The following is a 15,240-nucleotide window of genomic DNA, read 5'->3' on the forward strand; positions in this document are numbered from 1 at the left end:
TGAGGGAGTAGGGCATGTTTATCTTTAAACGATGGAAAATAAGAAAAATCACAAAAAGAATCAAAGCTATGCAAGCCAATAGAGTAAGTAATCAACCTGGGGATGAAGTTCTTAAAAAAGAAATCCTTTATTATTTTGAATTAGCTACAATTTTTAAAAAATTAAAGAATCATAAAAAATACCCTTACGCAGAAATCATGATGATTGAGTGTTATAGAGCAGCAGCTAATCTCGATGACTCGGCAGCTAATTTTCAGCTAGGCCAAATTTTTCTGGACGAAGCAAAATACAGGCAAAAACTGGATAATGAAGGAATATTTAATAGTCAAGCCAACTTAAAAAGAGCACAGCAACTTTTTGATGAGGCCCATGCACATTTAATCGCAGCTGAAAAACTGGGACATGTAGGCGCCAAGAGATTAAGAGGACTATGTATTATCAATGGCTGGGGTGTTGAAAGCGATAAAAGTGCTGGATTCGAGTTGGTTGTCGACAGTATTGAACAAGAGGGAAGTTGGGATAAAATACCTCAAATATTTGCATCAATGGGATTAAATAAACCAGAATTTTTCTCAGCTATTATGCAAAGAAGAAAAGGAACATCTTGAAATTTATTCATTATTAATTCCTTAATCAAAAATTATTTATGAATTATATATTGTCATTGCATTAAATAGAGTAAATGAGGACTTGCATATTTAGGATTGAAATAGCAATGAACCAAAATGATGCTTCTAAAAAAGATAATGGCAACTCCAATCAATTGTATACTGAATTAATGGGAAGTTACCAATCGATAACGATTGGTTTCTTAAAAGATGAACTTGCCAGTTTTTCAAAAATTGGTCAGTATAAGCACTATACTGCTGGAAGCATTGTTTATAATGAAAATAATCTCGCTGACTCATTCTTTATTATAATCGATGGTGTTGCCGAAATATTTAAAAAAACTATCGATGAGTTTGTTGAGCATAATATCCATATTCTTGCAACCTTATCAAAAGATGATGTTGTAGGAGAAATGGCTCTCAAAGAAGCATCAGGGCGCAATACATTGGGGGTATTTATCATAGCTCTACTATGAATTATTTGCCTCTATACTTTATCTCTACATTTCCTGGTTACTGTAATACATCAGGTAACTATCACTACCGTACTATCAATCTGCTTAATCTCAATCTTTGCTGTAACAATTCTCATTGCAATGCACTTTACTGGTCTCCCATATTCCAGATTTGGTATCACTGCGAAAGATTGGGGAAAAACCATCTTGGATGGCATTAGCTTTTACAATTCCTATTATGCTTTTTGTACTAATTATCAAGGTTTTTTTTATAATAGGTATCGATCATCAGGACAATACCCCTATATTTTCAGGAACAAAACGCTTTTTGGTAAATACTGAAGTGGATTGGGAATATTACTTTGCTATGATTTTTTTATATAGCCTTTTTGCCCCCATTCAAGAGCTAATGGCCAGAAGTGCGTTACAATCTACTTTTTTCATTTTTTACCTGGAGAAAAATTATTTCGTCAATGGAATGGAATTTTTCTGTCCAATCTAATCTTTGCAACTATGCACACTCACTTGGGGCTAACCTTTGCCTCATTAACTTTTATCGCTGGACTTTTTTGAGGGTGGTTATTTCACAGACAGAAATCTCTTTTGGGAGTATCCGTTTCTCATGTGATTTTAGGCGTGTGGTCTCTATTTATTGTTGGGTTGCGCTAAGCTAATCAACATTTTACATCCAATAACCTATATACCAATTGATAATCGAGTCTCCCCAAAACATAGCTATTAATCCAGAAATGCAAAGAAAAGGGCCAAATGGTATTGCAGTATCTCTTGATTTACCATTTATCTTTAAATAAATCAAACCAATGATAGTCCCGGTTATTGAAGATGTTAGTAGAATTAATGGTAAATACATCCATCCAAGCCATGCACCAAATGCTGCAAATAATTTGAAATCCCCATGCCCCATACCTACTTTACCTGTCATCAGATAAAACAGATTAATGAATAACCATAAGGCTAAATAGGCGCCAGCGCAGCTTAATACAGCAACGTCAAGACTAACAAATATATTCTGGGTATTAGCGATAAGGCCAATCCATAAGAGCCCTAAAGTGAGGCTATCAGGGAGTAATTGATGATCAAGATCAATAAAAACAAGTGATATTAATATCCAGATAGCTAATAAAGCAAATAATAGTTGTATTGTAAACCCAAAATGCCAACTGGCGTATAAGGATAAAACTGTGGTCAGAGTCTCAACAAAAGGGTAGCGAATTGAAATTGAACTATCACATTGGTAACAGCGTCCTCTTAACAAAATATAGCTTAACAGAGGAATATTCTGCCACGCTTTAACCATTGCTTTACAATGAGGGCAAAAAGATCTTGGTAAAAATAAATTAAGTTTTATTTTTTCTTTTTGCTGTTCAAGATGGAATAGCTCACAGCATTGCTCTTTCCACTCTTCCTGCAAAATAATTGGTAAGCGATAGATTATCACATTAAGCAAACTTCCAACGGCTAGAGAAAAGAGTCCAACGACTAAATACATAAACCATGGATAATTGATTATTAGTGCATTTATCATTGACACGTTTGCCTATATTGTATGATTAAATTAAATAGGATCTGTTTAAACAGCAGAACCCAGTTTGAAAATAGGTAAATACATAGCCACCACCAATCCTCCAACCAGTATACCCAATATTGACATAATTATCGGCTCCAATAAACTACTCAGGGCATCTACAGCATTATTTACTTCTTCCTCATAAAAATCAGCTACTTTGCTTAACATTTTTTCAAGGGCACCTGATTCCTCACCAATTGCTACCATTTGAGTTACCATATTCGGAAATAAATGAGTATTTTCCATAGCAATAAACATTTGCTGCCCTGTTGCAACTTCTTCTCTGATTTTATCAGTCGCCTTGGCATAAATAATATTCCCAGTCGCTCCAGCTACAGATTTCAATGCCTCAACCAGGGGTAAACCAGCAGCAAAAGTAATGGATAGTGTCCTCGCGAATCGAGCAATTGCTGCTTTCTCTAAAATAGGGCCAATTACAGGGAATTTTAGCATCACTCTGTCAATGGTTTGTGCAAACTCCAAAGAATGATTTTTAGCATAAAAAAAGCTATAGACAACCCCACCCAAAACTCCAAAAATAATATACCAATAAGCCTGCATAAATTCAGACATAGTGATCACAGCTCTAGTCATCGCAGGCAAGTCAGCTCCAAATCCTTTAAACAAAGATTCAAATTGAGGAACCACATAGATTAATAATCCCGCAGTAACCAAAAGTGCGACAACCATAACAGCAATTGGGTAAGTGAGAGCTTTTTTTATTTTCTTTTTTATGACTTCAATTTTTTCTTTATACGTTGCAACCTTGTCAAGCATGATATCTAATGAGCCTGATTTTTCACCTGCATCGACAAGATTACAAAATAATTCATTAAAATAGATTGGATGTTTAATTAAGGATTCTGCCAGCGTTAGCCCCGTTTCGATATCGTGCTTAATTGTTTCTATTAAGTCTTTAAGTCTTTTATTGCTTTGTCCTTTGGCAACAATATCTAACGCTTGCACTAATGGTATTCCAGACTCGATCATCGTCGCTAATTGGCGGCTAAACACTGTAATATCTGCTTGTGTGATTTTTTTATTTTTTCTATCAAACAAGGGTTTTCTTTTTTTTACTACTTTATTGGTAACAATCCCTTGCTTACGCAAATCAGCTTTAGCTATTGCCAAGCTTCTGGCTTGAATATCACCCTCCATTTTTTGACCGGCTTTATTAATGCCTTGATAATGAAAGGTTAATAGTGGGGGGCTATTTTTATCCATCCAAATTAATCAACGGTTACCCGATTGACCTCCTCTATGGTCGTGATTCCTTCCTTAACTTTTTCTATACCCGATTGAAAGATAGTCAGCATACCTTCTGATTGAGCTAACTTTAATATATCCAGCGAATTACCACCTGACATAATCAATTGGCCAAGCTCTTTCGTCATCGGTAAAACCTCAAACAACCCAACTCTCCCGCGATAACCACTTGTACATTGCTCACAACCAACTGCTTTGTATAATTTAAGATTAATCAAATCAGCTTCCTTGAAACCTAGTTCAATCAAGCCTTGATTGGTAAAGTCATCTCGCACTGCCTTACATTGATTACATAATTTTCTTGCCAACCTTTGCGCAATAATTAAGGTAACCGAACTCGCGATGTTAAAAGTAGGTATTCCCATGTTTACTAAACGATTTAAAGTTTCAGCGGCACTGTTTGTGTGAAGAGTAGAAAGAACCAAATGTCCTGTCTGAGCAGCTTTTACAGCAATCTCTGCTGTTTCAAGATCACGTATCTCACCAACCATTATAATATCAGGATCTTGCCTTAGAAACGAACGCAATGCACCGGAAAAGGTTAGGCCAGCTTTAGGATTAATATTAACCTGGTTGATACCAGGCACTTTGATTTCAACTGGATCTTCAGCTGTTGAAATATTAACCTCAATTGTATTTAATATATTTAAAGCCGTATATAAAGTGACTGTTTTACCACTACCCGTAGGGCCAGTGACTAAAATCATCCCTTGTGGGCGCTGGATTGCTTTCAGGAAATTTGTTCGCTGAACAGGATTAAATCCTAATGCTTCAATACCTAATTTAGCAGCACCAGAATCAAGAACCCTCATAACCACTTTTTCCCCAGCCGAGGTTGGACATGTACTCACTCTGAAATCAATTGCTCGTGACTTGGAAATTTTCATTTTGAAGCCACCATCCTGGGGGATACGCCGTTCTGATATATCCAAATTAGACATTACCTTGATGCGTGCTGTAATACGAGATGACAAGCTTGCGGGAGGGGTAGCGACCTCATGTAAAATACCATCTTGCCTGTACCTGATTCGGTATTCTCGTTCATAAGGCTCAAAGTGTATATCAGAAGCCCCTTGCCTTATCGCATCCAATAAAATTTTATTGACGAATTTTACGATAGGTGCATCATCAGTTACTGATGTTGCAGTATCAATATCTTGATCTTCATCATCAGCACGTATTTCCAAACCTTCCAGATCTCCAGAGTCTTCAACATACTCTGATAGGCCCTGACTTTCCTTTGCTGTTAACAGGTTATCAATCAGAGCACTAAGCTTATCTGTTTCTACAACTATCGCATGAGTATTTAATCCAGTATGAAATTGAATTTCCTTTAATGAAGCTTGTTTACTTGGATCATCTGTTGCGAGATATAAATTGGTGCCGCGACTAAAAAGAGGAACCATGGCATGACGTTTAATTAATTTCTCATTAACCAGATTGGCAGGAATGGTGTCCACATCGATGCAATGAATATCCAACATGGGTACGCCGAAATTTTGAGCAGCCGTCAGTGCAATTTGTTCAGCAGATAATATTTTATTTTTTACAATGTATTGCAGCAAAGATATCTTTTCTGCTGCTGCCAGCTTGTGTAGTTCAATTGCTTTTGTTTTGTCTAGCAGCTTTTCCAGCACGAGAAGCTGGCCGATTCCCTGTAATCTATATTCTTCTGTAGCTAGAGCCATTTCATTTATTCAAAGTGTATCTTAGTTTTAAATATAGTTAAATTTTTTTATAATTGCATGGTTTTTCGAACAAAACCCGGTATTTTGGAACAGCCCCTAAATCCTATTTCTGGTTACTTTGCCATATCAATTTTTTGCAAACACACGCTATAACGCAACTCTCTTGGAAATAATAAAAAATTTGAAAGATTTAAATTGTTTGCATCTAAAACTCGTTGTATTGTAGTTAATAAAAGGTAATAAATTAAAGGTCACATTTTGTTGATTGAACATCAAATAAAACATTATGGCACTTTATACGAATGGTTCCAATCACCTTTAGGAGTATTTGTTGCTAAAGAATTTACAGATCAATTAGAACCAGTAAAAAAGTTCTTAAAAGGAGAGACCTTACTACAGCTTGGAGACTGTGCTACAAATCCATGGTTAAACCTTCTTGATTTTAAACACAAATGGATAGCATCACCATTTTCTTCTAAAAATAGAATCCATCTTGAGTGTTCGCTAAATCAGTTACCACTGAATAGAGACACTATGGATTGTGTTATAGTACCCTTAACACTAGAGCCGTTTGGAAACAATTTTAGCTTAATTGATGAAATTGACCGAATATTGAAGCCTATGGGATTTCTCATATTCTTATGCATTAACCCTTGGAGTTTATGGGGAGGGGCTATGAAATGGGGATTACTTAATTGTTATGGTAATCGAACGGTAAAATTGCGTTCAGCTTTCAATCTTAACAGAATTTTCCTACAAAGAGGCTACAAACAGTGTTCTTTAACTAATTTTTGCTATATACCACCAGTAAATAGCCAATCTTTAATTAAAAAGTTAACTTTTTTTGATGAAATTGGCAAAATGATATGGCCTTTTCCTTCTGGCTTTTATTGTTATATCACTCAAAAATATGAGTACATCAGCCCATCGCTCACAATCGAACCTGCCATAGAATCGGTAAAAAAAGAGTATGACTCGCCCTTACAGCCAGCAATAAATTAGATACACTTATATTTCATTAATATTCCACATACGAAAGAGGTTAAATTATTGTCACCATTAAGTCTAAATGAATAAATTTGGAGCTAACAATAAGCTCTAGACGACTAAACTGCTTTAAATATTTGAAGATACACCCTTACTTTTTGTATACTTTATCCTGCTTTTAGATAAGGTTAGATTCATGACAAAAAAATCGCTATTCAAAATCAGTTTTGCTAATCAGGACGAAATTTATGAAATCTATGCTCGTTCAATAAAAGAAAGCGATATGTTTGGTTTTCTGGAGGTTGAAGAGTTGGTTTTTGGAGAGCAAACGTCACTGGTAGTTGATCCGTCTGAAGAAAAACTTAAAATGGAATTTTGTGATGTTAAGCGCATTTTTATCCCTGTACATTCCATATTTCGCATTGATGAAGTTTCAAAACAAGGGACATCAAAAGTCAAAGATAACTTGAGCCATGGCAATAAAGTAAGACCTTTCCCTGGAGCAGGGAAGATAAAAGATTAACTTCGTTTAGCCTGTATAAACAACTTCTAAGGAAATTAATAAATGACTATTCCTGATAAAATTAAAGCTGTATATGAAAAATCAACCTGTTTATACACATCTAATGAAGTTGAAGCAGCACTGGACAGGATGGCAATAAAAATTCATGAAACACTGCAGGATAAAAACCCTGTAATTATTTGCGTGATGGTAGGAGGTCTAGTTCCATTAGGTAATCTATTGCATCGTTTGGATTTTCCTCTAGAGGTGGATTATGTTCATGCTACGCGTTATCGAGGTGATTTAACGGGAGGGGACATTCTTTGGAAAGTGAGGCCATCAAGCAATCTCGCAGGACGAACAGTCCTAGTCGTAGATGACATTCTTGATGGTGGTATAACCTTGGCTGCCATAATTAATGAAATCAAAGCCATGGGTGCTGCGGAAGTTTATAGTGCTGTATTAGTTGATAAATATCGTAAACGTGTCCCCAATGGTTTGCAAAAGGCTGATTATGTCGGTTTACAAGTAGAGGATCATTATATTTTTGGCTACGGTATGGATTATCACGAGTACTTACGTAATGCGCCAGGGATTTTTATCGTTCATCCGGATCATGAGGCAAGTAAATAAATTATTGTAAAAGTTGCATACATTTTTCAGGTGGCATGGGATGATAAAAATAGTACCCTTGACCGTAATGACAACCTAGATTTTGTAAAAAGACAAGTTCGTGTTTGTTTTGAATTCCCTCTGCAATCAAACTCAAGTTAAAACTTTTTGCCATCGCAATTATGGCTTTTATTAGAGTTTGGTTGGATTGATTATTTTTTAAATCCTTAACAAAGATTTGATCAATTTTTAAAACATTAATTGGTAAGTCTTTTAAGTAACTTAAGCAAGAATAACCAGTACCAAAATCATCAATTGAAATTTGGATACCCATTTCCTTTAATTCACTTAAAATATCCATAATGTCAGTAGACTTATCTATTAATATATTTTCAGTCAATTCCAATTCTATAAATTCTGGTTTTACTTGAAATTCGGATAATAGTTCATTAATTCTTTCAGGAAGATGCTTAAACTTAAACTGTTTTGGTGAAATATTGATTGAAATTTTTAAATTGTTAAACCCTTGGATTTGCCATGCCCTTATCTGTTTGCATACACTGGCGAACACCCAATCACCAATTTCACCAATTACTCCTATTTCTTCTGCAAGAGGAATAAATTTGTCAGGAAGAATTAATCCTTTTCCAGGGTGATTCCAGCGAATTAGAGCTTCAAAACCAATCACATTCAAAGAACTCAATTTTAGAATTGGTTGGTAATACAAAACAAATTCATTTTTTGCCACTGCATTTCTTAACTCACTTTCCAGTAAAATGTGTTCTAAGGTATAGCTATGCATTTCTTGAGTATAAAATTGAAAACTATTACGACCTTCAATTTTTGTTCGAGACAGTGCAATATCAGCCTTGGATAATAGTGTGTCCACTGTGTCTCCATCTTTAGGATAAAACGAAATCCCCACACTGCAACTCATTTTAATACAATGACCGTTCATTTTAACAGGTTCGTGAAATGCACTCATTAATCGCGAGACCCCAGTAACAACCTCTTTGCTATTGTTAATACTGGCAATTACAATAAACTGATCACCACTAAGTCGTCCAAGCACATGGTTCATCGGCATGCAATCAATTAACCGTTTTGAAATAGCTTTTATTATTTCATCTCCCTTGCTGTGCCCAAATACATCATTGATTTGTGTAAATCGATCTAAATCTAATAAATACACTCCTATTATTTTCTTACTACTAACAGCTGTTTTCATTGCATATCCCAGTATGCTAATAGCCAATACTTTATTAGGTAAATTAGTGAGCGTATCATGTGTAGATTGGTGAGATAGCTCCATTTCAAGCCTTTTAGGAATAGTAATATCCCTAAAGCTCCAAACACGCCCAATGATTTCATCATCCAATTTTAGTGGTTGAGTATAGCAGTGGTAATATGTATTATTTTTAAGTTTTAATTCAAATGCCTGTTGATAGTCTGGATTTTTCAAGATCTTATTAATTCTTTGGATTGCTTCTCTTCGATTGATTAATTGTTTATTAATCATCAGCTGTATATCATGATAATTTATCGTTTTCAGAAATCTCTCTTTTTGATACCACATACTTAAAAAGCGTTTATTGTAATTCATTACGTTACCTTTTCTATCCACTACCAAAATACCATCCGCAGTTGATTCCAATGTCGCGTTAACTTCTGATAATGCGTATTTGGCAGTTGCAGTTGATATTTTTGCCAATTGCCATAATCTAATGATTAATCCAAATAAAATGGAAAAAAGAATTCCTAAAGCTAACGTAGTGAGAGATAAATTAGTGCTTAAATTTAGTTCTTTTTCTTTTTTAAAAATTTCAAATGATAGCAAGGAAAAAGTAAGCATAATGCAAAATGAGCCCAAGTAGGGCATTGCAATACTAGAATTTAATTGATAGATGATATTATGGTGCCAATATAAACCCATCATCGCTGAAGAGAGCAACAAAAAACCAACTCCTGTGTTGATTGACATAGGGGTTTTGTTGCCCCATTTGTAAGCCTGTTGAATATCTGAAAAATAACCACTTATGAACAATACTGCTAAACAAAATACTAATAAGCTAAGTGCCCCTGCCAGAGAATTATTTAGTGACCGATTACCAGTGAAATTCATCAAGATAAGTGCTGCAGCAATTAATAAAAAGCAAAAAGCCGTGTTTGCAGCCATTCTGCCAGGAAAAGCATTTTGAATGGACTGGTAGTGATGAAAGAATATTTCGTCAATCCCAAGATTGATACTATAAGCATGTTGAGCTAGAGCTAAACCAGATAAAATGAAAACAGCTAAACTCAATATAATTGCTGACTTGTAATGGTAATTTAGAAATAAAAAAATAGAAAAAGATAAGGCTATGAAACACAAAGCAGTATTATAAACAACGGCTACTGTATTTGGGTAGTATTGAATTAAAAAGACAATACCGCTGTACCAACCAATAATAACAGATAGTCCCAATAAAAGTGTTAATGTGGAAAAAACTATCGTTAAATAAAGTGAAATGTAGTAAGAACCAGATAATTTAGGGAGTAGTATTGATGTCATAATATAACATCCCTGGTAGTGATTTACTTGCAAACGTGTTATCAATATAATAATAGACTATTTATTTATCGCACGCGCACGACATTCTCACAGAATTGTAACACACAGCATTTCCAAAATGGTTTACACACTGATTAACGCTCTCTAAGTGCTGATTGCTTAGCCTTAAGTATGGGCTTCAAAAGGTATTGAAGAACGGATTTTTGACCTGTAAGTATATCAACTGTAGCTTGCATACCCGGAATGATAGGCAATGGTTTTTTTTCAGTTCCCAGATAATTTTTCTCTGTTCGCACTTTAACTATATAATAGCTTTCTTCTTTTTTATCTGTTTTCTCATCAATAATAGTATCGGCACTAATATGCTCTACAACACCCTCCAACCCACCATAGATAGAAAAGTCATAAGCAGTAATTTTAACCATGGCCTTTTGGCCTGGGTGTATAAAACCAATATCAGAAGGGCGTATTTTTGCTTCAATTAATAAAGTATCATCAAGCGGGACTATCTCAAGTAAATCACTACCTGGTTGAACTACACCACCAATCGTTGTCGTCTTAATTTGTTTTACAATACCATAAACTGGAGAACGAACTGTGGTCCTTGTTAAACGATCTTTATCTGCTTTATTCGCCTCAACCAGGGCAAACAACTCTGTTCTGGCTTTATTCAATTTATCCAGCTCTTCTGATTTGAACTTCTCAATGTTTCCTTTAATTTCACTTACTGATCTTTCCAGACGAATAACCTCTACTTCTGAAACGGATCCACCCTTTAATAATGGACGAGTTAAATCCAATTCTTTTTGCGCCAACTCTAGGGATTTTTTCAGTTGATTCAACTCTCTCATCCGTGATTCATACAGAGACAACTGATCCTGCACAAGATGAGGATAGGTTTTGATAAATTTATCTGGAAACACAGGTTTTGTATCACTAATTTCAGCATTAAGCCTTATAATTTCTATTTCCAATGCATCAATTTTTTTCTCTGCTTCGGCATAGCTGGACATAAACCGAGTATTATCGATTTGCATTAAAATTTGATCTTTTTTAACTATTTGCCCTTCTTTGACAAAAATATTCTGAATAATCCCGCCTTCAAGATTCTGTATGACCTGAACCTCACTAGAGGGAATTACTTTTCCTTGTCCTATAGTTACTTCATCAAGAATGGCATAATTAGCCCAAATAATTGCTACAATAAAAAAAAGCAAGGAAGTCCATAAAATAATATGGGTAAAGGTTTTTGAGCTGTGAGTTTTTTTCATAGACTATTTCCTCACCGTTACCCCAGTCCTAAGGGCGCTTAGAACAGCTTCTTTATTACCATCAGCAATGATTTTGCCATTTTCTAAAACGATAATACGATTGACCAGCTCCAGCATGGAAATCTTATGCGTTATTAAAATTAAAGTACGATTATCGGATAAGTATTCATTAAGATTTTTCTTGATTAGCTTTTCGTTATTATCATCCATTGCAGAAGTAGGCTCATCCAGTAACAAGATATTAGGGCTCATAATCAAAGCACGAGCAAGAGCAACAGATTGTCTTTGTCCTCCAGATAATTCCGCTCCTTTTTCTCCTACTTGTCTATCAAAGCCTTTGGGATGATTATTGGTAAAACTCGTTACCCCAGCTATTTCAGCGGATTCTAAAAGAGCAGAGTCGTTTATAAAGGGAGCGCCTACACAAATGTTATCTCTTATGCTTCCATAAAATAAAACAATATCCTGAGGTACATAGCCTATTTGCTGACGTAAATCGTCAGGATTAATTTGGTTATAATCGGTGCCATCCAGCAAAATAGTTCCTTCGTTAGGAACGTAAAGCTTTAATATTAGTTTTCCCAAAGTCGATTTACCTGAACCAACTCGTCCTATAATTGCAACGCGCTCACCAGCATTAATTTTAAAATTAAGATTTTGTAATACCTTCGTCTCATCTTCCTTGTAATGAAAAGACACCTGTTTAAATTCAACAGCACCTTTCAGAGAAGGTCTGTGGAGATAACGAGATTCTTCTGTGGTATCTGTCTCAAGTTGCATAATCTTGTTTAATGAGTCCAGAGCATTAACTGATTGGAAGTAACGAGTAAATAGAGTGGATACTTGAGCCATAGGGGCTAATGCTCTTCCAGTCAATATGGTACAGGCAATTAATCCACCTGTGGTTAACTCACCTTCAGAGATCATATAAACACCTGCAATGATAACAGCGATAGTCGCAATTTGTTGGGCCAGATTAGTGATACTGATACTTGTATTGGCTACAAAACGTAATTGCATAGAGTTTTTAGAAGATTCATTAATTATTCTTTCCCACCGTGATTGCAGGACTGATTCTGCTCCAGTTGTCTTTACAGTCTCTATAGTAGCTAGAGACTCAAACAACGTCGCTTGCTTTTCAGCACCATATTGATAGGATTTTCTAGTAAGTCGAATTAAAGGCCATTGCAGCAATAAACCTATTATAAAAATGGTAGGGAGCACTAAAAAAGGTATCCAAAACAACACCCCGCCAATCAAATAGATAACAAAAAGAAAAATAAATACAAAAGGAAGATCAACAAGAACTGTCATAGTAGTCGAAGTAATAAAATCTCTGAATACTTCAAATGACTGTACTGTATTGGCTAAAGAACCAACCGATTTTGGCCTGTTAGCCATACTTAATCCGAGAACTTGCTGAAATATTAAAGCAGACAACTCTTTATCGCTGTGTTTATTTGCCACATCAATGAAATAGGATCGTAAACTCTTGAGCAGCATATCAAAGAGAAATACTAATGCTACACCACTAGCAAGCACCCACATGGTTTCAATAGCATGGTTTGGAACCACACGGTCATACACATTCATGCTAAATAATGGAACAACGAGTGCAAATATATTCACGAGCAAGGAGGCCACAAGAACTTCGGAATACAATGGCCAAGATTTAATAACAACTTTCCAAAACCAGTTTTTTTGTTCTTTGGAAAGAGTTTCATGTGCTCTGGTGCTAGGTTTATATTGTTGCTCAACAAAAATGACTTCACCACTTAACTCATCGGCAATTTGGTTCAAATCAATCCGGGAATCAGGTTGCTTGGGATCAAGGATTGCTCTTTTACCATCATCATCCAGTATTAGAAGCACAGCCTCGCCATTTTTTTTAATCACTACTAAGGGGATATCTGAATCAGTGATTTGTTCTAATTTTAAAGTTTTCACTTCAGAATCCAAAGAGGCTCTGGCAGCGGCACGCGAAAACATATCAACACTCAATTTACTATTGACCAATGGCAAACGAGCTATAAGTGATGGAGGCGAAAACGGATTTTGATAATATCGAGTTAATAATACCAAACAGGCTAGCAGAGAGTCATTCTTGGCTAGTTCACTCAAATCAATATGAGACCATGATTGTCTTCTCGGAGTGTTCATATGATTTTTATGATTATTCTTTATATTATTTATTTTATTTAAGTATATACTCAAATTACTTAAATAAAATAAAAATACCAATCTTTATATTAAGCAGTAAATTTAGTCTTTTTAAAGGGTTTGAGTGATTCTGTTATTTGCTTATAAAGCTCGGGCAACCATCTGGGTTGAGCAAATGTAGATGTTGATGGCTTTTGATATCGTAAGTCATTAGGGGCAATAATAACCTGAATATTTTTGAGGCCGACTCTTCTTGCCAAGATAAACAGTTGATCAATGGCAAGGTCACCGACAGCCAAGCATCCGACAGATAAATTTTTTCCATGAATAAAAATATTATTCCCTAACTCTTTCCTACCGTCCATATAACCTTTTTGCCGATCGAAACTATTTGGGTAGTTAATCATCATGGATAAGTGCATGCTGCTAAAAGGATTAAAATTTACTAATTTATAGATCCCTTCGGGGATCTGCTTATCATTCTCACGTAATTTGGGTCCTAAACGCCCACTAAAACCAGTTAATGGGTAATCATGAATATGCATCCATTCCTGGCTTGGATTTTTTGCCCATAACTCAACTTTACGCTCTGACTTGAAGGCAAGCAAGGCAATTTCTTTAGGAGGGTAGCTAACCCCGGCTTTAGAAAAATAAGAAATTAATTGCGGTTCTACTCTTAGCCCATAACGTTTTATTGCTTTGTCAATCGCTTTATCCCAGTTAAGCTTAGGTGCCATTGCAAATAAATTACAGCAGTAAAGAATAAACAATATCGAAAAAAATCGTTTCATAGACGCACTATACTGGTAAGTTAAACACATACTATCAAATAATAAATATCAGAACAATTTGTTAAAATATAGAAAATAGCTAATTTAACTCCTTTTTTGTTGCAATAAGAGTATTTGCTTTTTGCTTGGTATTGATAACTGCGATGCTATAAAATCTGGACTTATAGACAATTGGCCAAGCGAAGGGATTAAACCGTAATGATTAGGGCAAAGATAGTGAACAGTACCATCCAGTGCCACCTTATAAAATATATATCTGTAATCACAATATTCCGGTTTCTCTAAAAGAGCTACCTGCATCACAGGGGTTCCTATCAACCTGTTTTCGATAAAATAAGCGTTAATCCAAAGATTGATTACAACCAATAAAGCTCCAATGACTATAAATGATTGAAACAAACTGCTAACAATTTTAAACGCCACATTATCATTACTTAAATGCCATAAAACACAAACCAAAGATAAACACAAAACGAGCAAATTGATGGTATATATTGCTGCGTTAAGATAATTAAAATAAGTACCTAAAATCTCTCCCCCGGAAGTCTGATAATGAATGACTAATGAAATAAGGCTTATCCATAGCGAAGAAATAATATAATAAATCGCGTTTCGTTTGATTCCAATAATTAAAAGTGCTAGGGCAATTAATGGAAAGATACAGTGAATAACTTTAGCCAAGATATGCATTGATTCCATCCCTTATTATATAAATTATTAAGAACATACATAGTTATATCAGTAATTTACATGGGTTACTA

14 protein-coding genes are annotated in these 15,240 nt (G+C 35.2%); 6 read left to right on the forward strand and 8 right to left on the reverse strand.

Annotation, left to right across the window (positions count from 1 at the left end; translation table 11 throughout):
- The first annotated feature begins 14 nt into the window (after positions 1-14).
- The 3 genes from OQI99_RS04930 to OQI99_RS04940 all read left to right on the forward strand — a co-directional run bounded on the left by OQI99_RS04930 (position 15) and on the right by OQI99_RS04940 (position 1,565).
- Positions 15-608 (forward strand): hypothetical protein, encoded by a 594-nt coding sequence (locus OQI99_RS04930; RefSeq protein ID WP_061514103.1) that lies wholly within the window; start codon positions 15-17, stop codon positions 606-608.
- Positions 609-715: 107 nt separating this feature from the next.
- Positions 716-1,084, forward strand: coding sequence for a cyclic nucleotide-binding domain-containing protein (locus OQI99_RS04935; protein WP_241495231.1), 369 nt, complete (start codon positions 716-718; stop codon positions 1,082-1,084).
- Positions 1,085-1,301: 217 nt separating this feature from the next.
- The gene (locus OQI99_RS04940; RefSeq protein WP_265731434.1) at positions 1,302-1,565 is read left to right on the forward strand and encodes a hypothetical protein; all 264 of its coding nucleotides are present in this window, start codon (positions 1,302-1,304) and stop codon (positions 1,563-1,565) included.
- 180 nt (positions 1,566-1,745) lie between these two features.
- Here the strand turns inward: OQI99_RS04940 and OQI99_RS04945 are convergent, their stop codons facing one another.
- The 3 genes from OQI99_RS04945 to pilB are packed head-to-tail and all read right to left on the reverse strand — an operon-like array spanning position 1,746 to position 5,605.
- Positions 1,746-2,609 carry a prepilin peptidase gene (locus OQI99_RS04945; RefSeq protein ID WP_061514104.1) on the reverse strand — a complete coding sequence of 288 codons (864 nt, stop codon included), beginning with the start codon at positions 2,607-2,609 and terminating at the stop codon, positions 1,746-1,748.
- Positions 2,610-2,654: 45 nt separating this feature from the next.
- Positions 2,655-3,875, reverse strand: a complete 1,221-nt coding sequence (locus OQI99_RS04950; RefSeq protein WP_265731435.1) for a type II secretion system F family protein — start codon at positions 3,873-3,875, stop codon at positions 2,655-2,657.
- A gap of 5 nt (positions 3,876-3,880) precedes the next feature.
- Entirely contained in the window at positions 3,881-5,605 is a 1,725-nt protein-coding gene (gene pilB, locus OQI99_RS04955; protein ID WP_061514106.1) for a type IV-A pilus assembly ATPase PilB, read from the reverse strand.
- A 258-nt stretch (positions 5,606-5,863) separates the two neighbouring features.
- Between pilB and OQI99_RS04960 the strand changes: the two genes are divergently transcribed.
- The 3 genes from OQI99_RS04960 (at position 5,864) to OQI99_RS04970 (ending at position 7,727) form a co-directional block, all read left to right on the forward strand.
- Positions 5,864-6,607: a methyltransferase domain-containing protein gene (locus OQI99_RS04960; RefSeq protein ID WP_265731436.1), complete on the forward strand. Its 744-nt coding sequence runs from the start codon at positions 5,864-5,866 to the stop codon at positions 6,605-6,607.
- Between the two features lie 181 nt (positions 6,608-6,788).
- Positions 6,789-7,115 (forward strand): DUF1820 family protein, encoded by a 327-nt coding sequence (locus OQI99_RS04965; RefSeq protein WP_061514108.1) that lies wholly within the window; start codon positions 6,789-6,791, stop codon positions 7,113-7,115.
- Positions 7,116-7,157: 42 nt separating this feature from the next.
- On the forward strand, positions 7,158-7,727 hold the full coding sequence (locus OQI99_RS04970) for a hypoxanthine-guanine phosphoribosyltransferase (RefSeq protein ID WP_265731437.1): 570 nt from the start codon (positions 7,158-7,160) through the stop codon (positions 7,725-7,727).
- Position 7,728: 1 nt separating this feature from the next.
- Here OQI99_RS04970 and OQI99_RS04975 read toward each other — a convergent pair whose 3' ends face one another.
- The 5 genes from OQI99_RS04975 to OQI99_RS04995 all read right to left on the reverse strand — a co-directional run bounded on the left by OQI99_RS04975 (position 7,729) and on the right by OQI99_RS04995 (position 15,169).
- Positions 7,729-10,257: an EAL domain-containing protein gene (locus tag OQI99_RS04975; protein ID WP_061514110.1), complete on the reverse strand. Its 2,529-nt coding sequence runs from the start codon at positions 10,255-10,257 to the stop codon at positions 7,729-7,731.
- Between the two features lie 134 nt (positions 10,258-10,391).
- Positions 10,392-11,528, reverse strand: a complete 1,137-nt coding sequence (locus tag OQI99_RS04980; protein WP_061514111.1) for an HlyD family type I secretion periplasmic adaptor subunit — start codon at positions 11,526-11,528, stop codon at positions 10,392-10,394.
- A gap of 3 nt (positions 11,529-11,531) precedes the next feature.
- Complete coding sequence (locus OQI99_RS04985; RefSeq protein WP_265731438.1) at positions 11,532-13,688, reverse strand: type I secretion system permease/ATPase; 2,157 nt, start codon at positions 13,686-13,688, stop codon at positions 11,532-11,534.
- A gap of 89 nt (positions 13,689-13,777) precedes the next feature.
- Positions 13,778-14,479, reverse strand: coding sequence for a L,D-transpeptidase family protein (locus OQI99_RS04990; RefSeq protein WP_195911931.1), 702 nt, complete (start codon positions 14,477-14,479; stop codon positions 13,778-13,780).
- A gap of 84 nt (positions 14,480-14,563) precedes the next feature.
- A complete protein-coding gene (locus OQI99_RS04995; protein WP_061514113.1) occupies positions 14,564-15,169 on the reverse strand; it encodes a hypothetical protein in 606 nt (201 codons plus the stop codon).
- Positions 15,170-15,240: the final 71 nt, after the last annotated feature.

The organism is Legionella sp. PATHC039 (assembly GCF_026191275.1).
Taxonomy (GTDB): domain Bacteria; phylum Pseudomonadota; class Gammaproteobacteria; order Legionellales; family Legionellaceae; genus Legionella; species Legionella pneumophila.

Coding starts and splice junctions, on each gene's coding strand:
- OQI99_RS04930 (WP_061514103.1), top strand. CDS start 15: ATGTTTATCTTTAAACGATGGAAAATAAGAAAAATCACAAAAAGAATC.
- OQI99_RS04935 (WP_241495231.1), top strand. CDS start 716: ATGAACCAAAATGATGCTTCTAAAAAAGATAATGGCAACTCCAATCAA.
- OQI99_RS04940 (WP_265731434.1), top strand. CDS start 1,302: ATGCTTTTTGTACTAATTATCAAGGTTTTTTTTATAATAGGTATCGAT.
- OQI99_RS04945 (WP_061514104.1), bottom strand. CDS start 2,609: ATGATAAATGCACTAATAATCAATTATCCATGGTTTATGTATTTAGTC.
- OQI99_RS04950 (WP_265731435.1), bottom strand. CDS start 3,875: ATGGATAAAAATAGCCCCCCACTATTAACCTTTCATTATCAAGGCATT.
- pilB (WP_061514106.1), bottom strand. CDS start 5,605: ATGGCTCTAGCTACAGAAGAATATAGATTACAGGGAATCGGCCAGCTT.
- OQI99_RS04965 (WP_061514108.1), top strand. CDS start 6,789: ATGACAAAAAAATCGCTATTCAAAATCAGTTTTGCTAATCAGGACGAA.
- OQI99_RS04970 (WP_265731437.1), top strand. CDS start 7,158: ATGACTATTCCTGATAAAATTAAAGCTGTATATGAAAAATCAACCTGT.
- OQI99_RS04975 (WP_061514110.1), bottom strand. CDS start 10,257: ATGACATCAATACTACTCCCTAAATTATCTGGTTCTTACTACATTTCA.
- OQI99_RS04980 (WP_061514111.1), bottom strand. CDS start 11,528: ATGAAAAAAACTCACAGCTCAAAAACCTTTACCCATATTATTTTATGG.
- OQI99_RS04985 (WP_265731438.1), bottom strand. CDS start 13,688: ATGAACACTCCGAGAAGACAATCATGGTCTCATATTGATTTGAGTGAA.
- OQI99_RS04990 (WP_195911931.1), bottom strand. CDS start 14,479: ATGAAACGATTTTTTTCGATATTGTTTATTCTTTACTGCTGTAATTTA.
- OQI99_RS04995 (WP_061514113.1), bottom strand. CDS start 15,169: ATGCATATCTTGGCTAAAGTTATTCACTGTATCTTTCCATTAATTGCC.